The sequence below is a fragment of the Pseudomonas sp. LB3P58 genome (assembly GCF_054897895.1).
Genome location: NZ_JBUBVE010000001.1, coordinates 1,310,476 through 1,331,665, shown reverse-complemented (window position 1 = coordinate 1,331,665; position 21,190 = coordinate 1,310,476). Strand labels below are relative to the sequence as shown.

Below are 21,190 nucleotides of genomic sequence, written 5' to 3'. Positions count from 1 at the left end.
AGAACCACCCGTTATAAGGACTTCCCATGCGAATTCTCGTGGTCAACGTCAACACCACCGAGTCCATCACCCAGGCCATCGCGCGTTCGGCTCAGTCCGTGGCCGCGCCCGGCACGGAAATCATTGGCCTGACGCCCTACTTCGGTGCTGACTCCATCGAAGGCAATTTCGAAAGTTACCTGGCCGCCATCGCGGTGATGGACCGGGTGATGTCCTACGACCAACCCTTCGATGCCGTGATTCAGGCCGGTTACGGCGAACACGGCCGCGAAGGTTTGCAGGAATTGCTCAACGTGCCGGTGGTGGACATCACCGATGCGGCGGCCAGCACCGCCATGTTCCTCGGCCATGCCTACTCGGTGGTCACCACGCTGGACCGCACCGTGCCGCTGATCGAGGATCGCCTCAAACTGTCCGGACTCTGGGACCGTTGCGCGTCGGTGCGGGCCAGTGGTTTGGCGGTACTGGAACTGGAATCCGATCATGAGCGTGCGCTGGAGGCAATTATTCGTCAGGCGGAATTGGCCGTGCTTGAAGACAAGGCCGAGGTGATTTGCCTGGGCTGCGGCGGCATGGCCGGGCTGGATGAGCAGATTCGCCGTCGCACTGGCGTGCCGGTGGTGGATGGTGTGACGGCGGCGGTGACGATTGCCGAGTCGTTGGTGCGGTTGGGATTGTCGACGTCGAAAGTGCGGACTTATGCGACGCCGCGGCCGAAGAAGATTATTGGCTGGTCGGGGCGTTTCGGGCAGTAGACCGCGTTATCGTTCTTCGCGAGCAGGCTCGCTCCCACAATGGGTCTGTGTCGTTCACAAATCCAATGTGGGAGCGAGCCTGCTCGCGATGGCCGCTCCTCGGTTTTGAAGCTGGCTCAAAGAGCACTAAACCGCGGCCCCAACCCCTGCACCGCAAACTGCTCAATGACGAAATCCACAAACGCCCGGGTCTTGCCGGGCAGCAGTTTGTGCTCCGCGTAATAGATTGAAATGTTGCCATCGTCGACATACCAGTCCGGCAGCACCCGCTGCAAAGTCCCGGCCTCCAGATAGCCCACGGCAAACGGCATGCTCACCAGCGCAATGCCCAACCCTTGGGCGGCCGTGGCGCAGGCCGCCTCCGAATCACTCATGGTCATCCGCGCCTTGAGCGTCAGCGGGCTGTGTTGCTGGGTGCGACTGGTCAATTGCCAGGAACGCACACGACCGGTCTGCGGCGATCGAATCAGGATGCCATCGTGATGCTTCAGATCATCGGGCTCGGCAATCACCTCACGCCCCGTCAGATACTCGGCTGACGCCACCAGCACCCGGTGGGCTGGTGTCAGCTTGCGCGCCACCACTCCCTGCGGCAGCTCGAATCCCCCACCAATCGCCGCATCGAACCCCTGAGCGATCAGATCGACCTGACGGTTATCGAAATGCCAGTCCGGGTTGATCGCCGGAAATCGCCGTAGAAACTCCCCGAGCAACGGCACGACATACAACCGCCCGAACACCGTGCCCATGCTGACCTTCAACGTCCCGGCGGGTAGCCCCTCGGCGCTGGCGAGATTGGCCACGGCATTCTGGATCGTGTGGAGACTGGAACTCACTTCGCCGAGAAACCGATGACCCGCTTCAGTGAGCGTCAGGCTGCGAGTGCTGCGCTGAAACAGCCGCACACCCAGCCGCGCCTCAAGTTTGGCGACGCTCTTGCCCACCGCCGCCGGGGTCAGACTCAGGCGGCGCGCGGCTTCGGCGAAGCTGCCGACCTCGGCACTGCGCACGAAGCATTCGATACTGCTGAAGGTTTCCATAAGCGCCACTATAAACTTTTGGTTTACACAGACTATCGCAATTACCGTCTACACAGCCGGTAATCCTGAATCGATACTAGGCTCCATCAACCGACGCATCTCGCCTCGGGACTTTGGAGATCGATATGACTACTCAGAACCTCAGCGGCAAAGTGGCTTTGATTCAAGGCGGATCCCGCGGTATCGGCGCTGCCATTGTCAAACGCCTGGCTGCTGAAGGCGCGACAGTCGCCTTCACCTACGTCAGCTCCACGGCCAAAGCCGAAGAATTGCAAAACAGCATCACCGGTAACGGCGGCAAAGCCCTCGCCATCAAGGCTGACAGCGCCGACGCCGAGGCCATTCGCAACGCCGTGACCGCCACCGTAAAAGCCTTTGGTCGCTTGGACATTCTGGTCAACAACGCTGGCGTGCTGGCCGTTGCACCGCTGGAAGATTTCAAACTCGAAGACTTCGACCAGACGCTCGCGATCAACGTGCGCAGCGTATTCATCGCCACCCAGGCCGCAGCCAAACACATGACCGAAGGCGGTCGCATCATCAACATCGGCAGCACCAACGCCGACCGCATGCCCTTCGCCGGTGGTGGCCCGTACGCCATGAGCAAATCGGCGCTGGTCGGCCTGACCAAAGGCCTGGCGCGCGACCTCGGCCCGCGCGGCATCACCATCAACAACGTGCAACCGGGCCCGGTCGACACTGACATGAACCCGGCCAGTGGCGACTTCGCCGAAAGCCTGATCCCGTTGATGGCAGTGGGTCGTTACGGCAAAGCGGAAGAAATCGCCAGTTTCGTCGCCTACCTCGTCGGTCCCGAAGCCGGCTACATCACCGGTGCCAGCCTGACCATCGACGGTGGTTTCGGCGCCTGATGTTCTGAATCACGCATAAAAAAACGCCGGCAACCCTGATCAGGTTGCCGGCGTTTTCATGTACGCAGCTTTAAGCCCATTCGAGCGCTGGCAAACCACAGGCGCTCGGTTTGAACGCTTTCAGCGTACGAAGAATGCCATCGGCGTGTGCGTATTTTTCGTCAGCCATCGCCGCATCCGGGATCGCAATCGCAGTCATCCCCGCTGCTTTCGCCGCCGTGACACCGAACGGCGAATCCTCGAACACCAGGCAATCCTCAGGCGCTACACCCAGGCGGCGCGCGGCAGTGAGGAAGATGTCCGGCGCCGGTTTTGCTGCGCCGACTTCCGGGTCATCGGCCGTCACAATGAAATCGAACAGGGCGAACCAGTCGCGGTGCAAGGTGGTTTTCTGGCCGAACGACTGACGCGAAGAACTGGTGCCCACCGCGATCGGAATATTGTTGGCCTTCAAGTGCCGGACCAGCTCCTGTGCGCCAGGCATCGCCAGCGCTGTAGGAAAACGCTCGCGCATCAGCGGTTCGCGGATCACCAGGAACTCTTCAGCAGTGATCGGCAGGTCCAGCGCTTCGACCACATAGCGCGCCAGATCACCCGCGCCACGGCCGATGATGTTCTGTTTGACGCTCCAGTCGAAGACCCGACCGTAACGCGCAGCAATCATGGACGTGACCTCGGTGTAAATGCCCTCGGTGTCCAGCAACAAGCCGTCCATATCGAAAATCACGGCCTTGATCGGGCCGAATTCATTCAGCGGTGCATTCATCGCATCTGATCCGTTTTCTATGACATCCCAGAGGCGGCTCAGGTACGGCCGGGTCCGCGATCGATTAAAGGATTCAGCAGCATAGCGACCGTGACTGGCATAGGGCAACGGGCAATGCCTGAGCGGTACTAAAACCTGCGCCGAAGTGCTGTTCGTCATTTAGCGATTTCCCCTACACCAAACACTTACTTTCCCGACTTCTTTCCCCGCCGATCCCCCGCAAAGTCTCGCGCTCTGAATTGATCCGCGCGAGGGACTGCGAATGTTCATACCTGACAACCTCCTGGCCTTGAACAACACCATCGGGCTACTGGTGGTCGCCGCCATGGACCCTGAGCAGCCGAATGTCGAAGCGCTGCTGGGTGATTTTCGACTGTGCCTGAACGACTACGACGCCTGGGCGGAAAGCTTCTGGACCGGCAAGGCCCTGGATGTCGAGCAAGTATTCAAGGTCGGCAATGAAGTCCGTCTAAGCGCGCCGAAGCATTCGACCACGCCTGTCAGTGCGACTGTCGCCGCGTGCCAGGCCAGCGGTCCGTTGACCCTTGTGCATATGTTTGAGGCTGCGCGTTTCGTGCCGATCGGCAATACGCCGGTGATGCTTGAACCTTTGCTTTCCGACGTGGCGGGTGAACAGACGTTTGGCGAGCCGATCTACAACGAGATCGGCCCCAGCGGCATTCTGGAAATCCCCGATTGCCAGCGCGGCCAGCGTTATCGCATCACCTTCTTTCCCGATGTATCCGCTGATCACGTCAAAGCACTTTACGCCTCCTATCAGGGCGTCATCGGCGAGTTGGAAGGTTGGTTGCGCAACGAGTGGACGACCGAGTTCGAACCCGCGTGGGCCGGGTTCTCCCAGGCCGGTTTCATCAAACGCTACGGCATGCTGCAACAGGCCGATTGGCGCGGCTTCGAGAACTCGCTGAACGGTTTGTGGGATGACGTGAAACAGATTTACGCCCTGATCGCGGACCTGCAGGCCAACAGCGAACAACTCCTTGAATACCTGACCCGATCCGAGCTTGAAACGCTGTTGAACGCCTCGGCGGAGTCCATCGCCAAGGTGTTGCTGATGCTGAGCGACGAGCCGTTGATGTTCATTCATCTCGCGGCGTTCACCAGTTGGCTGAGGATGCTGCCGCCGCAGTACCTCGCCGAGGTCGTGGCGGAAATTCGTACGGAGATATTGATTAGTTTCCTGCTCATGTGCCTTACCGGTCCTGCGGGACTGGAGTTGCGTCTGAGTGAGAAGTTGTTGTCCGGGATCAAGTCCCCGCAGACCCGGCAATGGCTGGCGGCCGCCAGTTTGCGATTGGCTGAGCTCACCGCCAGGTCCGACCTGACAGCCCACGCTGGCGCGCTCAAACCGCTGATGGTCAATGCCCGGAATGCACCGATCAAACCTGCGCCCGCCGTGTCGCTGCAAATCACCGCGGGAGTTGCGCCGGTTTTGTTGGTGAAGAATCCGGTGGCCATTGCTCGCGACAAGTCTGAAGCCATGACCAGGATTGGCAGGCTGGAACATCGCGACGATGCCCCGGATCAAGCAAAAAACCCCAACGGTGACAGCGCCGATTGCGGACCGTTGACCTGTACCAATGGCTGTCCGGTATCGATGGTCACCGGCGAGGAACTGCTCACGCTGACCGACGGTTCACTGGACGGGATTTTGCCGTTCGACTTCACCCGGCTCTATCGCACCAGTGCGGTGGAGATCGATTGCGGGCTCGGATTCGGCTGGAGTCACTCCCTCGCTCATCACCTGGAAATCGATGGCGACACCGTCATCTGGATCGACCACGAAAACCGTCGTACGACTTTTCCACTACCGAATATCGAGCGCCCGACGATTCACAACAGCCTGTCGCGGGCGGCTATTTATCTAGGTGACGAGCCAGAAGAACTGATCCTCGCCCTGGCTGGCGAAAAAGCGCGGTTTTTCCACTTTCGTGCAGGACGTCTGACGGCCATCAGCGATGCCTATGGCAATCGACTGACAGTGCAGCGGGACACTTCTGACAGGATCAAACGCCTCAATAACGGCACAGGCCGTTCCCTTCTGTTGCGCTATGAGCGCCGGCACATCGTCGCCGTCGAGTATCAGCGTTTTCATCCGACCGACACCCTGGAAGACGCCTGGCGTACCGAGCACACACTGGTTGCCTACCGCTATGACGCTCGTCATCGCTTGATCGAAGCGACCAATGCCGCCGGCGAAAGCGAACGCTACGACTACGACGATCAGCACGTCATTCTGCAGCGGCAGTTGGCCGGTGGGGCGAGTTTCTACTGGGAGTGGGAGCGTGCCGGCAAAGCGGCCCGGTGCGTGCGGCATTGGGCGACTTTTTCGCAGATGGACACGCGTTACGTCTGGGATGACAACGGCAGTGTGCTGGTTAAAAACGCCGACGGTAGCGAAGAGGTTTACGTCCATGACGACAGGGCGCGACTGGTGCGCAAGGTCGAGCTGGATGGTGGCGAACACCTCAAGGCCTACGACGACCAGGGGCGGTTGATTGCCGAGCAGGATCCGCTCGGCGCCGTCACCGAATACCGTTACGACGAGGTCGGACGGCTTATCGCGCTGATTCCGCCGGAAGACGAACCGACGGCCTACGAGTATCGCAACGGTTTCCTGCACGCACGGTTTCGCGGCAAAGCCGTCTGGAAATATCAGCGCAATGCGCAAGGCGACATCACCGAATCGACCGACCCTGACGGCCATGTCAGCCACTATTACTACGACGAAAAAGGGCAGCTGCTGTCGATCCGCTATCCGGACAACAGTCGGCATGTCTTCGTCTGGAATGGCTTGGGGCAGTTGGTTGAGGAAACGCTGCCGGATGGTGGTGTGCGGCGGTTTTCCTACGACGCGCTGGGGCGGCAGATTACCCGCCAGGACGAACACGGTGCCGTTACCCAGTACCAATGGGATGCCGTTGGACGACTGATCCAGACGACGCTTCCCACAGGCGTCAGCCGCGCGTTCAGCTACAACGCCTACGGCAAGATCACCGCCGAACGCGATGAACTGGGCCGCGTCACCCGCTACGAATACATCGACGATTTGCACCTGGTCAGCCGCCGCCTCAATTCCGACGGCACCCAGCTGAAGTACCGCTACGACAACGCCCAGTTGTTGCTCACCGAGATCGAAAACGAGTCCGGCGAAAAATATCAGCTGGACTACACGCCCAATGGCTTGATCCGACAGGAAACCGGATTCGACGGCCAACGCACGGCGTACGCCTACGACCTCAACGGCCATCTGCTGGAGAAAACCGAGTTCGGCGAGGACGGATCGCAGCTGGTGACGGCTTATCAGCGGGATTCGGCCGGACGTCTACTGGTCAAAACCCTGCCCGACGGCATCAAGGTTAAATACCGCTACGACAGCCTCGGCCGGTTGGTCAGTGTCGACGACGGCCACGATCACCCGCTGGAGTTCGAATACGACCAGCAGGACCGGCTGATCAGCGAACACCAAGGTTGGGGCACCTTGCGTTATGGCTACGACGCCTGCGGTCAGCTGAATCGCCTGCGCCTGCCGGACAACAGCAAACTCGACTACCACCACGCCAAGGGCGGTGCGCTGACGGCTATCGACCTCAACGGCACCCGACTGACGTCGCATACCTTCTTCGCCGGTCGCGAACTAAACCGCCAACAAGGCCTGTTGCTCAGCGAGTATCAGTATGACGACCAGAGCCGTCTGAAAGCCCACGCTGTCAGCCAACACCTCCAACCGCTGTATCGCCGCGACTATGCCTACAGCGCCAACGGCAACCTCGACTACATTGCCGACACGCGACACGGCCAACGCAGCTACCAATACGATCCACTCGACCGCCTGATCCGCGTCCGACATTCCCGCGATCAACAACCGGAAAGCTTCGCCCACGACCCGGCGGGCAACCTGCTGATGCAGGATCGTCCTGGCCCGACCACCGTCAAAGGCAATCGCCTGCTCATGCAAGGCGACCGCCATTACGACTACGACGCCTTTGGCAACCTGATCCGCGAGCGCCGTGGCACCGGGCAAAAACTGATCACCGAGTACCGCTACGACTGCCAACATCGGCTGATCGGCGCCACTCTGCCCAACGGCAACCAGGCGACCTACCGCTACGACGCCTTCGGCCGCCGCATCAGCAAAACCGTCGACGGCAACACCACCGAGTTCTTCTGGCAGGGCGACCATCTCATCGCCGAAAGCAGCTGCGAGCACTACCGCAGCTACGTCTACGAACCGGACAGCTTCCGCCCCCTGGCCATGCTCGACGGCAAAGGCCCACACCAGGCCTGCCCGTTCTACTACCAACTTGACCACCTCGGCACACCGCAAGAACTCACCGACTACAGCGGCGAGATCATCTGGGCCGCCCGATACACAGCCTATGGCCGCCTGACTCGCCTCAACCGCGACACCCATCAGGTGCTTGATCAGCCGTTGAGGTTTCAGGGGCAGTATTTCGACGCGGAAACGGGCCTGCATTACAACCGGCATCGCTACTACAATCCGGATGTTGGACGGTATCTGACGCCGGATCCGAGCAAGTTGGCGGGTGGGTTAAACGGGTATCAGTACACGCGGAACCCGACAGGGTGGGTTGATCCGCTGGGGTTGAGTGAATGTCCGGGTGGGGATGGGTGTAAGCGGCCGTCGTTTGGGGATGAGGATCCGGCGGGGAAGGTTGGGGTTGATGAGGGGGAAGCTCAACTCCCGTCATATCCAGAGGAGTTGTATTTATATCGTGGAGACGGTCGTCACCCAGATGAGATATTTGAACAAGGATTTAAAACCAAGGGCGACAGCAATGACTTGCTGCTCCATTCCCTAGATAGCAACAAGCCCCCGAGCAATTTTGTAAGCACTACCCCAGTTCGAGAGGTTGGAATCGATTTCGCGACAAAATTCAACATGAGAAGCGGTTTTTTGTACACCATACGGATGATCCCTGGGCGAGATCTGACTTCGGAGCTTGGGAAAAAATATAAGTTTGGTAGCGAGCGAGAGTTAGCAATTCAAGGCGGAGTCAAAAGAGAAGATATTTTAGGCGTAACCCCTATTGGTGCTAATGGCCGCCCATCTGGTCACACCACCTTAAATCCGAACAGGAAATAGAACGTGGACAGCGTAAAGATTTTGATAATCAAAAATGGCAAGCGTCAATCCGCTGAGCTTCTCTGTGACTCCGAAAATCTAAGCATCACTTTTGTTATGGAAGATGGTTATCGAAATTCATACGCTGGCGACGATTTTTACAAATGCCTGGGTCATGTCAGGGAAGACCACCGTGACGTAACTTTTTTGTGTAAAGGAGCAAAAATAAACGTACACCCCTCTAGTATGTCCTCACAGATGTCGTTAGGCGTAAAGGCATATGAACTGACGCTGGGAAAACAAGCATTAAGAAGTGATTTAGTAAGTATCTTTGATTACGAGGAAAACAATCTGACAAACGAACCTGAGGTTCAGGAAGAGTTTTTCATGCGATGGGTTGAGACTGATATCTCCGACGAATAACTAGGGTAAAGATACCGTATCTGGAAAAAGCCCAGTTAGAACGAACCTCCACCACTCATCGCCCCGCTTCCTGTCTCCGGGCTTGTATCACCACCATTCCCACCCTCAGTGGTCCTTTAAAAGGTGCGTACCTGATTTCTGGCAGCCATCGCTTTTCAAAGGTGCCGCACAATCGACGAGCGGCGCTGAGCCACAGCGTATGTTCAGCTCGGTTCGTTTGAGCCGTCGTCACCGGCGATGTCCGGGTCGTCAGGGTGAGCTTCCACATCCCCGCGCTTCACTTCATCAGACGGCAACTGCTCTACAGCGGTGTCGTCATCAGGCGGACGTTGATCACGACGCAGGGAATCGGTCGGTGAAGGCAACGGATATTCGGGGGTATCGTCGATGTCGGCGTCTTTCGGATCAGCGTTCATAAGGCACCTCTCGTGGAGCCTGAAAAGCAGGCCCTGAAGTTTCGAGGATTGCGCCCTGCATTGCGTTCGATCAGAGAGACGATCGGTCAAGTCCGCCAGGGTCAATCTTCGTCCTCGTCTTCGAACTCGATATTTCCGACATCGCCCGCATCATCGGAATCATTGAGCGGCACCGTTGCATCATCCATCAGTGAGCCAGGGTCTTCGTTTCCTGGATCGTTAATGAACGGAAGCCCGCTCGGGCCTTTTTCTTCTTTGCCTTCGGTTTCAGGAGTCATGGCATGCCTCACAACGTTCTGGGGTGTATGAAGTTCGAGGCGTCGCACGACCAAACGTTCCAGAGTCCTACTACCAGAAACGAAAAACCCGGCGCTGGGCCGGGTTTCTGCTGTGACTCAATGACGAATCAGTGATGTTTGTTCTTGTGCTTATTATTATGCTTATGATTGTGGCCGCTACCGGAGTGCGAACTGCCGCTATCGTTACCCAAGTTGTTGCCCACCGCCCCACCCGCCGCGCCGCCCAGGCCTGCGCCAATGGTCGAACCGGTAGCACCACCGAGGCTATTGCCGATCACCGAGCCACCGGCCGACCCCAGGCCACCACCAATAGCCGCTTCTGTGCGACTGCCTTTGTTCGCGCCGACCGCGCTACCTGCCGCGCCGCCTACACCGGCGCCAATCGCGGCACCCGTGCTGCCGCCCATTTGCCGGCCGACCACGTTACCTAGCGCACCGCCAATACCACCGCCAACGGCAGCGGTGCCGTCACCGGCGGCCATTGCACCTTGAGCGACCAAAAGTCCCAGAACCAACGTGGACAATGTCAAACGCATGATATGTACCTCTAAATTCCGTATCGGGGGTAAGAGAACGCGTTACGGATGGCGACAGTCTAGCTTTTTCATCACGCCAGCGTTGATCGTTGGACAACTGTAAGTTCGAAGAGCGCGAAGAAGAAATATCCAGATACAAAAAGCCCGGCATCAAGCCGGGCTTATTGAGCTGATCGATCAGGATCAGTGACGCTTGTGACCTTTGGCCAGGTTGCTGCCCACGCCGCCGCCCAATGCGCCGCCCAAGCCTGCGCCGATGGTGGAACCGGTCCTGCCGCCCAGGCTGTTGCCGATGATCGAACCGCCGGCCGCGCCGACACCACCACCAATGGCGGCTTTAGTGCGGCTGCCTTTGCGTGCTGCAACAGCACTGCCGGCCGCGCCCGCAACACCAGCACCAATCGCTGCACCGGTGCTGCCGCCCATGCTCTGGCCGACCACATTACCCAGCGCGCCACCCAAACCACCACCGATGGCGGCAGTACCATCACCCGCAGCCATCGCACCTTGAGCAACCAAAAGCCCCAGAACCAAAGCAGGCAGTGTTAAACGCATGACAAGAACCTCAAAAAAAGGGGGTAACCGAAAGGGGCGAGATTGAATGCTTTAGAGGAGAAAAAGTCCAGACACGCACGGGTACAACCTCGCAATAGGCGACGGTTGGACAGCGTTTTTAGAAAAGGTTTTATGACAGGCAAAAAAAAGCCCGCTGGGGAACGGGCCAGGTACTGCTTTCTAACGGATGAGTTGAGCCTACGTAGGCGGGTGTGAAAAGTTTGTGAAAGAATTCGCTAACAACGGGCTGTGTATCTGTAGTCCAAATCCCAACAACCGACCTTGTGAAAATGAAAACCCCGCTCAATGGCGGGGGGGCTGTCCAGTTGACGGTTACTTCCTGGAAGACGGCATCCTCTTGGGCAAGAAATTCGCCTTTTCGGATCGGGGCACCTTGGATTTCAATTTGGCGACCTGAACCCGGTTTTCACCAAAGCCCGGCATATACTCTGCTTGACCACACTGCACGCAATTGTTGATCGGAAACTCAGATCCGTCGTCTTCGATATACGAATCAGCCATACCTTTCCCCTCTCAAAAAAGGGTCGACACCGGCAAGCCCTATTTGCCTGAAAAATGTCGACCTTCAACGCTTTTGAGACTAGTCAGTCATTACCGGACTTGTAGTTCGGATTATTGCGTCCCCGACGAACGGCCTCGTGACTCAATCACCTCAACTTGACCGCCGTCCCGGTCACGAACACCACCACCATCCCGCCCTTCCCGGCTGGCATGCTGATCTCATAATCAAGCCCCACCACCGCATCAGCCTGAAGTGCCTGCGCACGCTCCTTCAACTCGTCGGTTGCCTGAATCCGTGCCTCCTTCAACGCCCGCTCCAATGTCTGAGAGCGCCCACCGAAAAAATCCCGCATCCCGGCGAACATATCGCGGATAACGTTGACACCCTGCACCGACTCGGCACTGACGATGTCCAGATAGGCGGTGATTGGTCGGCCTTCGATGGTGTGGGTTGTGGTGGTGATCATTAAATTTCCTTCTTCATGGTCCGGGGGTAATGACTCAAGGCAACCTGGACAGATGTTGAGCCAACGCATCAAACGCCGGCAAGGTGACCGGATCATTAGCCGAGTTACTGGCGACCGGATGGGAGGCGTAGCGAACAATCACCATCTCGGCCTTCGGGTCGACATAAATGCGTTGCCCATGGACCCCGCGCGCCATGAAGGCTCCGCCCTCTTTGTTGGTCACCCACCACATCGAACGGTAACTCCACCCCTTCAACAAATCGTACCCCGCTTGGACGAATGCCTGCTTGTCACCGCCGCGACGCATGTCGTCGACCACCGCTTGGGGCACGATTTGCTGACCGTTGAACTGACCGTCATTACGCAACATCTCGCCAAATCGTGCCAAGTCACGCAAACCGGTGTTCAAGCCGCCGCCGGCAAATGGGGTGCCGATGGAATCCACCGTGAAATAGGCGTCCTGCTCAGCCCCCAAACGGCTCCAGATCCGCTCCGACAACAACTGTGCGACGTTGCGACCGGTCGCTCGAGCGATGATCCAGCCCAGTACATCGGTATTGACGGTCTTGTAGCCGAACGCGCTGCCGTGTTCGCCTTGCGGTTGAACCGTCTGCAAAAACTCGTAGTAACTTCGCGGACCGCTGTAGTCCTTTGGCTTGGGCAGAGGGCTGCCAGCTTTTGCATGAGCCCAGACCTCGGCGTTCGGGTCGGCGTAGTCCTCGCTGTATTTGAGGCCGGTCGTCATATCGAGGACCTGGCGCACCGTGGCGCTGCCAAACGCCGAAGCCGCCAGTTCGGGGACGTATTCGGCGACGTGCTTGTTCGCATCGATTCGCCCTTCTGCCACCAACATCGCCCCCAATGTGCCGACCACGGACTTGGTCACCGACATTGCCGCGTGCTGGCCTTCAGGCTTCAGCACGCCAAAATAACGCTCGTAGACAACTTTCCCGCGATGCATCACCACAATCCCGTCGGTGTAGGTGGCCGCGAGGGATTGATCCCAGGTCATCGGAGCCTTCGCGCCCAGCGGGACGAAACTGATCGCATCGATGTCTTTGCGCAGCGCAGAAACCAATGGAACCGGCGCACCGAGCCCCCGTGAAACGTTGATCGTTGGCATCAGTTGACGGAAGTTCGAAACACTCCAGCGCATCGCCGGGAACTGGAAATAGCTGCCATCTTCGAAACGCACGGTGCGATCTGCAGGGGGTGGCGAGCCGACCATCCAGCCTAGTTTTGCGGGGTCGCTGGCTATGGCATCGGGGAAAGTCTTGGTTGTAGATGCGGTGGCGAATAAGGGGACGGTACTTATCAACACGGCGGAGAGGGAAATAGCGATGCGGCGGGAAGCGGCGCGAGGGTGAGACATAGTGTCGATTCCATTCGAGGGGTTTTGGGCAGCCCAACAGGTTAGAGCAGCTTGACCAACACTGCGGTGACAGTGGCCACCGTGCCAATCAACCCAGTCGCTACAGCCACCGGATACCAAAAAGTCTCACGGGTCATCTTCCCGGCCTCGGCGTTCAGCTTGCGCTGCTCAGCCATCAGCTTGACGATCTCCACGTGAACCTTTTCCAGTTCGGCCTGTTTCATGGTGAATTCCTGCATAACGTGCGTTCGTCCTTCCAGATAATAGGCCGCGTCATGTGCCTTGCCGTTGATTCATTTTGCCCCCTAAAGGCGCATAGCGAATACCCCTCACGAAACGGCTCGTGTCAGGTGCCGAAACCTATGAAAGCACCCAGCTACCTGGCTTTCCAGCATTACTTCCCACATGCCTATCACCCGTCCTACATGAGTTTCGGAAACGCCTTCGCCGATGAGCGTGGATCAATAACATTGCCATCCACAAAATCCAGACGCCAGAAACCACAAAACCCCTGACTTCTTTCGAAATCAGGGGTTTTGGTTACATCGAATGTGGCGGTGAAGGAGAGATTCGAACTCTCGATACAATTTCTTGTATACACACTTTCCAGGCGTGCTCCTTAAGCCACTCGGACACTTCACCGTATCTCTTCAAACAAGTTCTGTCTGTCGAGGCGCGCTAATGTAGTCGAAAGCTTTTCCGATGGCAAACTTTTTTTGCAGAATTTTCATGCGCTTAGCGTTTTAGTCGTTCGAGCAGGTTCCGGGCCATGGCAAACCTGCCAATCTCCGGCTTCGCGCCTGCTTCTATATAGAGGGGAATGCGCGGCGGGTGTGGCGGGCGACGCTTGCCGGGCGGGGAAAGGGTGACTGGGCGGTCAGTCACGGCGCTTTACCTGGCCTGCGGCGGTGGGTAACGTCTGCCCTACTTTATTGAAAGGAATAGCGTCATGAGTGAGTTGATTTCCTACCATCTCGAAGACGGTATCGCGACCCTGACCTTGAGCAATGGCAAGGTCAATGCCATCTCTCCGGACGTGATTGCTGCGTTTAACGCCGCGCTGGATCAGGCGGTGACTGATCGTGCGGTGGTGATCATTACCGGTACGCCCGGGATGCTGTCGGGCGGTTATGACTTGAAGGTGATGACCTCCGGCCCTAAAGAAGCCGTGGCGCTGGTGACTGCCGGTTCGACCCTGGCCCGTCGCCTGTTGGCGCACCCGTTCCCGGTGATCGTCGCGTGCCCTGGGCATGCGGTGGCCAAGGGCGCGTTCCTGCTGTTGTCGGTGGATTACCGCATTGGTGTCGACGGCCCGTTCACCATTGGCTTGAACGAAGTGCAGATCGGCATGACCATGCACCACGCCGGAATCGAGCTGGCCCGTGATCGTCTGCGCAAGTCAGCGTTCCACCGTTCGGTGATCAACGCTGAGATGTTTAATCCACAAAGCGCCGTGGATGCCGGGTTCTTCGACCTGGTGGTGTCGGCCGAAGAGCTGCAAGGCGCGGCGCTGGCGGCGGCTCGTCAGTTGAAGAAGATCAACATGATCGCTCACAAGAACACCAAGCTCAAAGTGCGCAAGGCGCTGCTGGAGAGGCTGGACAACGCGATCATCGAGGATCAGGATTTTTTGGTTTAAACCCAAACGTGCCACACCGAAAAGCCCGACCGTCGTGTCGGGCTTTTTCTTACGCGCCCCGTTGAAAAGCCTACAACCGCTCTAGATCGCGTCTGACCCATAAGTCGGAAACATGCGCTCAAACATCGCCTATCTCCCACCTCTATAGCGGCAATTGCCGAAAACAGTGCACATCCGTACACTGCGCCACCTTTTGTCCCGGTGGGGCCTGTAAATGCTGTTTGTGTTTCGTATGTTATTGATGGGCCTACACTTTATTCTGGCCGGTGTGCTTGGGGTGATTCTCGGCCTGTGCCGACCGTTCAATCCGGACAACAGCCGATTGTGCGCGCGTCTTTATGCATGGCCGGCGATGTGCATTTTGCGTCTGCGGGTGAAGGCCGACGTCGGACCGCTGATGGATAAACCCGACAGCTGCGTGATCATCGCCAACCACCAGTCCAACTACGATCTGTTTGTGTTCGGCAACGTGGTGCCCCGCCGCACCGTGTGTATCGGCAAAAAGAGTCTGAAGTGGGTGCCGCTGTTTGGTCAGTTGTTCTGGCTAGCGGGCAATGTGCTGATCGATCGCGGCAATGCGCAGAAAGCGCGCCAGTCGATGCTGACCACTACCCACACGCTGCAGAATGAAGACACGTCGATCTGGGTCTTCCCGGAAGGCACGCGCAACCTGGGCGAAGAGTTGCTGCCGTTCAAGAAAGGTGCCTTTCAAATGGCCATTGCCGCCGGCGTGCCAATTGTTCCGGTGTGTGTCAGCAGTTACGTTAAACACATGCGATTGAACCGCTGGCGCAGTGGGAAGATTCTGATCCGCTCGTTACCGGCGATTCCTACGGCTGGATTGAGCCTGGATGACATGCCGCTGCTGATTGCCCAGTGCCGCGAGCAGATGCGCGAGTGCATCGCTTCGATGGATCGGCAACTGCAAGCCGCGTAAAAGAAACCCGCCTTGTGCGGGTTTTCTTTTGCCTGCGAGTTTTTGCCGACGAACTCCGCAGATTTCACTGACTCTCAAGCAGTAGACAGGGCTAAGCTGGTGACTGCCTGCCACTGCCATCTTTGCTAATAGAAAGCTGCCAATAAGAAGTGAATCACTATCATGGGTAGAGTTGTTGCTGCTGCGGTTTATAGCGCTGGTAAGAAAGTCACCAATATCACCCTCGATGAAGGCGCTGCCTGGGCGGCAAAGCCCGGCCACTTTGTCTGGATCGGCCTCGAAGAGCCGAACGCCCAGGAGTTGTTCAATCTGCAACGCCAGTTCAACCTGCACGAACTGGCAATTGAAGACGCCCTGGAAAAACACAGTCGACCGAAACTGGAAACCTTCGGCGACGCGCTGTTCATCGTCACGTATTCGCCGATCCGGAATGAAGGAAAACTGGAGTTCATCGAGACTCATATCTTTGCCGGCAAGGGCTACATCATTACCGCACGCAATGGTCACTCGGCGTCCTACGCCCATGTCCGACAGCGTTGTGAGGCGCGTCCGCTGTTGCTGGAGCACGGGGAAGATTTCGTACTCTATGCCATCCTCGATTTCGTGATTGAAAACTACCAGCCCATGGGTGAAGCGATCCATGCCGAGATCGATGAGTTGGAAAGCAGCGTCATGTGTAGCTCCCTGAACGAGCGCGACATTCAAAAACTCCACAGCCTGCGCCGCGATGTACTGCGCTTGCGCCGGTTTGCGGCGCCGATGGTGGAGATCGGTGAGGAATTGCAGAAGCTGAGTTTCCCGTTTATCGACAAGAACATGCGCCCGTATTTTCGCGACGTGCAGATCCATGTGACACGGCAGATGGAAGACCTGACGACCCTGGCGGACATTGCCAGCCAGACCATTGAGGTTGGGGTGTTGCTGGAGGCGTCACGCCAAAGCGTGGTGCAGCGCAAGTTCGCGGCGTGGGCGGCGATTCTGGCGTTCCCGACGGCGGTGGCCGGGATATACGGGATGAACTTTCAGGACATGCCGGAGTTGAGTTGGCATTACGGTTATTTCGGGGTGTTGGGGGTTATTGCGGTGGGGTGCGTAAGTTTGTGGGCGAGTTTCAAGAAATCGGGGTGGTTGTAGCCATTACCGAGGCGCCTGTGACATTCGCGGGCAAGTCGGATCGCCGCACCGCTCGCTCCTACAGGATTACGGTGACCTGTAGGAGCGAGCGTGAACTGGCCTAATAATTCCGGACACCTCTTAAGGGCAATATGATTTCGCCAACTTGGAGGCTCCATGAACGAAAGAAAGGTCTATTCGCGCGAGTTCAAACTGCGTGCTGCCAGCATGGTACTTGATGATGATTGTCCCGTTCCAGACGTCTGCGCGTCGTTGGACATTGGGCCTACCGCTTTGCGGCGGTGGGTCGAACAGGTTCGTAAGGAGCGCGAAGGCCAGCCGGTAAAAGGAACCAAAGCGATTACCGAAGATCAGCGTCAGATTCAGGAGCTGAAGGCCAAAATCAAGCAAATGGAGTTGGAGGCCGAGATCTTAAAAAAGGCTACCGCGCTCTTGATGTCGGATCCCGCTCGTTTTCGATGATCGCGGAGCTGAGAGCGTCGTATCCGACCGCCACGCTGTGTCGTGTTTTCAACGTCAAGCGCAGTAGCTTCTATGAATGGATTCAGCGGCGCTCCCGCCCCAAAATCAGGCGTGAAGAGCTTATGGCTCAGGTGGTCAACCTACACGCTGAGAGCCGCGAAAGTATGGGCTCCAGAATGATCTCCAAACGCCTGAAGGCCGAGCATTTTCCAGTAGGAAGAAGCCTCGCTGCGTCGCTGATGAAGGAAGCCAACATTGTCAGCAAACAGCGCCGACCGCATCCATTCAGATCCAAGGGGGTCGAAGCCTTTGTTGCGCCTAATCGACTCGAACGTAACTTCAGGCCGGCGGCCATCAACCAGGTCTGGTGTGGCGATGTAACCAGTCTTTTAGTGGGAAAACGCTGGTGCCACCTGGCAATCGTGATCGACTTGTTTGCGCGGCGTGTCATTGGCTGGGCGTTTTCCCTGATCAATGATGCCAACTTGGTCAGCAAAGCACTGCGCATGGCAGCAGACCTTCGACAAGGTGCGCCAGGGCTGATGTTCCATTCTGATCAGGGCTGCCAATACACGAGCCGCAAGTTTCAAGGGGAGTTGGAGCGATATGGCATATTGCAGAGCATGAGCCATCGTGGGCAATGTTGGGACAACGCACCGACGGAGAGGTTTTTCGGAACGCTGAAGTCGGAATGGGTACCTCGCAAAGGCTACGGCAGCACCGAAGAAGCACAAACCGACATGGTTCGCTTCTTCATGTACTACAACCGCACTAGGCTCCACAGCTACAACAACTACCTGTCGCCAATAGCTATGGAGCAAAAAGCGGCATAAACACCGTAACCGGTGTCCGGATTTGCTTGACCAGTTCAGCGGTGCGGCGATCCGACTTGCCCGCGAAGCTTTTCGCTTTAAACCGCCCCGGCTTCTGGTTTGTGCGCCACAAACCGCATCATCCACTCCGCAACGGTAGCGCCATGATGCTCGTGCTCAAGGCTCGCCATACCTTTCGAATAAATCTGCTCACCCAGCGCTTCCTGACGAATATCCAGCAACGCGCGCGAGTAATCGTGAATGAATTCCGGATGCCCCTGGAAGCACAGCACCTGATCGTTGATGTGGTACGCGGCAAACGGGCAGAAATCGCTGGAAGCAATGACCGTGGCGTTTTCCGGGAGCGCGGTGACCTGGTCCTGATGGCTGATCAACAAGGTCAGCTCTTCCCTCACCGGGCTCATCCACGGCGCCTTGGCGGCGAGTTTGTACTTGTGGGTGCCGACGCCCCAGCCTTGGGTCGCACGTTCGCTCTTGCCACCCAGCAGCAGCGCCAACAGTTGATGGCCGAAGCACACGCCCAGCAGTTTGTCGCCGCGCTCGTAGCGGGTCAGCAGATAAGCCCTGAGGGTTTCAATCCACGGTTCGGTGCCGAAGGAGTCGGCCTTGCTGCCGGTGACCAGGTAGGCATCGAACGTCAGCTCATCGCTGGGATACTCGCCCTGCATCACGTTGTACACGGTGAACTCGGCAGCGATGGGTTGCTGCGAAAACAGACGCTGGAACATCTGCCCGTAACCCTGATATTGATCGACCAGTTCCGGACGCAGGATGTCGGTTTCCAGAATGCAGATGCGTAACGACATAAAAAATACCTGACACTTGATGGGAATAATGCACACCCCTGAGCCTGCCTTGAAACACAGTGGCAAGGCAAGCCCCGGAATGCGTCATCCGTCCCCTAGAACGCCTCCCCTTTAGCCGCTTTCTCCAGCAATAGCGCAGGAGGTGCGAATCGCTCGCCATACTGCTCCGCCAGGTACTGGGCGCGGGCGACGAAATCTTTCACGCCGTACTGGTTGATGAACTGCAGCGCGCCGCCGGTCCAGGCGGCGAAGCCGATGCCGAAGATCGAGCCGACGTTGGCGTCCGCCGTCGAGGTCAACACACCCTCCTCCACACAGCGCACGGTTTCGATGGCTTGCACGAACAGCAGCCGATCACGTACGTCCTTCGGCGAAATCTGCCCGTCAGCCTTCTCGAAACGGCTTTTCAGCTCTGGCCACAGATGCTTCTGCCCACGGGCCGGATAATCGTAGAAACCACCACCCGCAGCCTTGCCCGGACGCTTGTATTCGTAGAGCAGCAAGTCAATCACGGCGAACGCCGGGTGCTCAATCAGCGGTTTCCCTTCTGCTTGCAGGTCTTTGGCGGTTTGCTGGCGGATATGGCTCATCAGGCTGAGGGAAACTTCGTCGGAGATCGCCAGAGGTCCGATCGGCATGCCGGCCTTGCGCGCTTCGGTCTCGATCATCGGCGCGCTCACGCCTTCGCCCAGCATGGCGATGCCTTCGTTGGTGAACGTGCCGAACACCCGCGAGGTGAAGAAACCGCGACTGTCGTTGACCACAATCGGGGTTTTCTTGATTTGCAGGACGAAATCGAACCCGCGAGCCAGGGTTTCGTCGCTGGTGTGGACGCCTTTGATGATTTCCACCAAGGGCATTTTCTCCACGGGGCTGAAGAAATGCAGACCGATGAACTTGCTCTGATCCGGCACGGCGGCCGCGAGGCCGCTGATCGGCAAGGTCGACGTGTTGGAAGCAATCACCGCATCCGGGCCAACGACTTTTTGCGCCGCCGAAGAGACCTTGGCTTTCAGATCGCGATCTTCAAATACCGCTTCAATGATCAGATCACAACCGGCCAGGTCGGCATCGCTTTCAGTGGGGTGAATTCGCGCCAGCGTTGCTTCGCGCTGATCGGCACTCAATTGGCCACGCGCAACCTTCTTGTCCAGCAGCGCCGCCGAATGAGCCTTGCCCTTCTGCGCGGCCGCAAGGTTGACGTCCTTGAGCACCACGTCGATGCCGGCTGACGCGCTGACAAAGGTGATCCCGGCGCCCATCATGCCTGCGCCCAGCACGCCCACCCGACGCGTCACGTAGGGCGCAAAGCCCTGGGGCCGCGAGCTGCCGGCATTGATTTCGTTGAGCTGGAACCAGAACGTGCCAATCAGGTTTTTCGACACCTGGCCGGTGGTCAATTCGGTGAAGTAACGGGTTTCGATCAGGTGCGCGGTGTCGAAATCCACCTGAGCACCTTCTACCGCAGCGCAGAGGATTTTCTCTGGCGCGGGCAGGCAGCCCTGGGTTTTGCTGCGCAGGATCGACGGCGTGATGGCCAGCATTTGCGCGACTTTCGGGTTCGACGGCGTACCACCGGGAATCTGGTAACCCTTCACGTCCCAGCGCTGCACAGCTGAAGGATGGGCGATAATCCAGGCGCGCGCCTTGGCCAGCAGTTCATCACGATCCGCCGCCAACTCATCAATCAAACCTGCCCGCAACGCCTGCTGCGGCCGGACTTTTTTGCCTTCGAGCAGATAGGGCAAGGCTTTTTCAATACCGAGCATCCGCACCATGCGCACCACCCCGCCGCCGCCCGGCAGCAGGCCGAGGGTCACTTCCGGCAAGCCGAGTTGCACCGAAGAATCGTCCAGCGCCACCCGGTGATGGCACGCCAGGCAAATTTCCCAACCGCCACCCAACGCGGCGCCGTTGATCGCGGCGACCACCGGTTTGCCGAGGGTTTCCAGGGTGCGCAGCTGCCCTTTGAGCGTCAGCACCATGTCGTAAAAGGCTTTGGCTTCGGGTTTGCCGACCTTGATCAGTTCATTGAGGTCGCCGCCGGCGAAGAAGGTTTTCTTGGCCGAGGTGATGATCACGCCGGCGATGGTGTCTTTGTCGGCAACGAGTCTGGCAACACAGGCGGCCATGGCTTCGCGGTACACCGCGTTCATGGTGTTGGCGCTCTGGCCCGGCATGTCGATGGTCAGGACGACGATCTGGTCCTGACCTTTTTCGTAACGGATGGCTTCGGTCATGAAAGGGTT

20 protein-coding genes and 1 tRNA gene are annotated in these 21,190 nt (G+C 58.0%); 9 read left to right on the top strand and 12 right to left on the bottom strand.

What is annotated here, in order from left to right:
• Window positions 1-26 precede the first annotated feature (26 nt).
• The gene (locus ACYZTZ_RS06230) at window positions 27-755 is read left to right on the top strand and encodes an aspartate/glutamate racemase family protein (protein ID WP_461997548.1); all 729 of its coding nucleotides are present in this window, start codon (window positions 27-29) and stop codon (window positions 753-755) included.
• 116 nt (window positions 756-871) lie between these two features.
• Here ACYZTZ_RS06230 and ACYZTZ_RS06225 read toward each other — a convergent pair whose 3' ends face one another.
• Window positions 872-1,795, bottom strand: a complete 924-nt coding sequence (locus ACYZTZ_RS06225; RefSeq protein WP_461997547.1) for a LysR family transcriptional regulator — start codon at window positions 1,793-1,795, stop codon at window positions 872-874.
• Window positions 1,796-1,920: 125 nt separating this feature from the next.
• Here ACYZTZ_RS06225 and ACYZTZ_RS06220 point away from each other — a divergent pair, with 125 nt between their 5' ends.
• Window positions 1,921-2,667, top strand: a complete 747-nt coding sequence (locus ACYZTZ_RS06220; protein ID WP_008146002.1) for a 3-oxoacyl-ACP reductase family protein — start codon at window positions 1,921-1,923, stop codon at window positions 2,665-2,667.
• Between the two features lie 70 nt (window positions 2,668-2,737).
• Here ACYZTZ_RS06220 and ACYZTZ_RS06215 read toward each other — a convergent pair whose 3' ends face one another.
• Complete coding sequence (locus ACYZTZ_RS06215) at window positions 2,738-3,433, bottom strand: HAD-IA family hydrolase (RefSeq protein ID WP_056744180.1); 696 nt, start codon at window positions 3,431-3,433, stop codon at window positions 2,738-2,740.
• Between the two features lie 262 nt (window positions 3,434-3,695).
• Between ACYZTZ_RS06215 and ACYZTZ_RS06210 the strand changes: the two genes are divergently transcribed.
• Together ACYZTZ_RS06210 and ACYZTZ_RS06205 are read left to right on the top strand one after the other, a co-directional pair.
• Window positions 3,696-8,561, top strand: a complete 4,866-nt coding sequence (locus ACYZTZ_RS06210; RefSeq protein ID WP_461997546.1) for an RHS repeat-associated core domain-containing protein — start codon at window positions 3,696-3,698, stop codon at window positions 8,559-8,561.
• A gap of 3 nt (window positions 8,562-8,564) precedes the next feature.
• On the top strand, window positions 8,565-8,963 hold the full coding sequence (locus ACYZTZ_RS06205; RefSeq protein ID WP_461997545.1) for a hypothetical protein: 399 nt from the start codon (window positions 8,565-8,567) through the stop codon (window positions 8,961-8,963).
• A gap of 203 nt (window positions 8,964-9,166) precedes the next feature.
• Here ACYZTZ_RS06205 and ACYZTZ_RS06200 read toward each other — a convergent pair whose 3' ends face one another.
• The 8 genes from ACYZTZ_RS06200 to ACYZTZ_RS06165 form a co-directional block, all read right to left on the bottom strand.
• The gene (locus ACYZTZ_RS06200; RefSeq protein ID WP_461997544.1) at window positions 9,167-9,379 is read right to left on the bottom strand and encodes a hypothetical protein; all 213 of its coding nucleotides are present in this window, start codon (window positions 9,377-9,379) and stop codon (window positions 9,167-9,169) included.
• 101 nt (window positions 9,380-9,480) lie between these two features.
• Window positions 9,481-9,657: a hypothetical protein gene (locus ACYZTZ_RS06195; RefSeq protein WP_461997543.1), complete on the bottom strand. Its 177-nt coding sequence runs from the start codon at window positions 9,655-9,657 to the stop codon at window positions 9,481-9,483.
• A 128-nt stretch (window positions 9,658-9,785) separates the two neighbouring features.
• On the bottom strand, window positions 9,786-10,214 hold the full coding sequence (locus ACYZTZ_RS06190; protein WP_461997542.1) for a glycine zipper domain-containing protein: 429 nt from the start codon (window positions 10,212-10,214) through the stop codon (window positions 9,786-9,788).
• Between the two features lie 183 nt (window positions 10,215-10,397).
• Window positions 10,398-10,769: a hypothetical protein gene (locus ACYZTZ_RS06185; RefSeq protein WP_033055724.1), complete on the bottom strand. Its 372-nt coding sequence runs from the start codon at window positions 10,767-10,769 to the stop codon at window positions 10,398-10,400.
• Between the two features lie 668 nt (window positions 10,770-11,437).
• Window positions 11,438-11,758: a YbjQ family protein gene (locus tag ACYZTZ_RS06180; RefSeq protein WP_461997541.1), complete on the bottom strand. Its 321-nt coding sequence runs from the start codon at window positions 11,756-11,758 to the stop codon at window positions 11,438-11,440.
• Window positions 11,759-11,792: 34 nt separating this feature from the next.
• On the bottom strand, window positions 11,793-13,130 hold the full coding sequence (locus ACYZTZ_RS06175) for a serine hydrolase domain-containing protein (protein WP_461997540.1): 1,338 nt from the start codon (window positions 13,128-13,130) through the stop codon (window positions 11,793-11,795).
• A gap of 41 nt (window positions 13,131-13,171) precedes the next feature.
• Window positions 13,172-13,354, bottom strand: a complete 183-nt coding sequence (locus ACYZTZ_RS06170) for a hypothetical protein (protein WP_274073285.1) — start codon at window positions 13,352-13,354, stop codon at window positions 13,172-13,174.
• A gap of 328 nt (window positions 13,355-13,682) precedes the next feature.
• Window positions 13,683-13,772, bottom strand: a tRNA-Ser gene (locus tag ACYZTZ_RS06165).
• A 307-nt stretch (window positions 13,773-14,079) separates the two neighbouring features.
• On the opposite strand from ACYZTZ_RS06165, the gene ACYZTZ_RS06160 reads away from it, so the two are divergent.
• The 5 genes from ACYZTZ_RS06160 (at window position 14,080) to ACYZTZ_RS06140 (ending at window position 18,135) form a co-directional block, all read left to right on the top strand.
• A complete protein-coding gene (locus ACYZTZ_RS06160; RefSeq protein ID WP_056744167.1) occupies window positions 14,080-14,769 on the top strand; it encodes a crotonase/enoyl-CoA hydratase family protein in 690 nt (229 codons plus the stop codon).
• Window positions 14,770-14,983: 214 nt separating this feature from the next.
• On the top strand, window positions 14,984-15,706 hold the full coding sequence (locus ACYZTZ_RS06155; RefSeq protein ID WP_056744165.1) for a 1-acylglycerol-3-phosphate O-acyltransferase: 723 nt from the start codon (window positions 14,984-14,986) through the stop codon (window positions 15,704-15,706).
• 162 nt (window positions 15,707-15,868) lie between these two features.
• The gene (locus tag ACYZTZ_RS06150) at window positions 15,869-16,840 is read left to right on the top strand and encodes a magnesium and cobalt transport protein CorA (RefSeq protein ID WP_056744163.1); all 972 of its coding nucleotides are present in this window, start codon (window positions 15,869-15,871) and stop codon (window positions 16,838-16,840) included.
• A 156-nt stretch (window positions 16,841-16,996) separates the two neighbouring features.
• A complete protein-coding gene (locus tag ACYZTZ_RS06145; RefSeq protein WP_056742306.1) occupies window positions 16,997-17,302 on the top strand; it encodes a transposase in 306 nt (101 codons plus the stop codon).
• Window positions 17,299-18,135: an IS3 family transposase gene (locus ACYZTZ_RS06140; protein ID WP_056742309.1), complete on the top strand. Its 837-nt coding sequence runs from the start codon at window positions 17,299-17,301 to the stop codon at window positions 18,133-18,135. The genes ACYZTZ_RS06145 and ACYZTZ_RS06140 overlap by 4 nt, the downstream gene beginning before the upstream one ends.
• Window positions 18,136-18,212: 77 nt before the next feature.
• On the opposite strand, the gene ACYZTZ_RS06135 is transcribed toward ACYZTZ_RS06140, so the two are convergent.
• Both ACYZTZ_RS06135 and ACYZTZ_RS06130 read right to left on the bottom strand, forming a co-directional pair.
• Entirely contained in the window at window positions 18,213-18,941 is a 729-nt protein-coding gene (locus ACYZTZ_RS06135; RefSeq protein ID WP_461997539.1) for an amidotransferase, read from the bottom strand.
• A 95-nt stretch (window positions 18,942-19,036) separates the two neighbouring features.
• Window positions 19,037-21,181: a 3-hydroxyacyl-CoA dehydrogenase NAD-binding domain-containing protein gene (locus ACYZTZ_RS06130; RefSeq protein ID WP_461997538.1), complete on the bottom strand. Its 2,145-nt coding sequence runs from the start codon at window positions 21,179-21,181 to the stop codon at window positions 19,037-19,039.
• Window positions 21,182-21,190: the final 9 nt, after the last annotated feature.